Genomic DNA, 345 nt, shown 5'->3' on the forward strand with positions numbered 1-345 from the left:
CAGGTTCTGCTCGTTCAGCGTCACGTCGATTTCGGTCGACTTCACATCGCCAAGACCGCCCGCTTCTGTCGCCGTCACTTTCAGATTGTGCACGTTCGCCAGCGCTTCGAAGTCGTTCGACGCGGCCAACACACCCGCATCCGTTAGGGTAATCGCACCCGTTGAAGCGTTGATTTCGAACCAGCCGTTGTCGTTACCCGACGTGATGCTGTACGTCACCGACTCACCGTCCGCGTCTGTCGCACTCACGGTGCCGATCACGGTCGTGCCGTCTAGGTTCTCGTTGTAGCTGAAGCTGTATTCACCGTCGTCGTTGGTCCCAGTGAACTCCGGCGCGTTGTCGTC

Annotated in this window: 1 protein-coding gene; it reads right to left on the reverse strand. The window is 58.8% G+C overall.

The window, feature by feature from the left end; all coding sequences use genetic code 11:
* The coding region (locus BCV39_RS16495) for a cadherin repeat domain-containing protein (protein WP_133154223.1) at positions 1-345 on the reverse strand (345 nt) is incomplete at both ends.

The organism is Vibrio sp. 10N.286.55.E10 (assembly GCF_002872555.1).
Lineage (GTDB): Bacteria > Pseudomonadota > Gammaproteobacteria > Enterobacterales > Vibrionaceae > Vibrio > Vibrio crassostreae.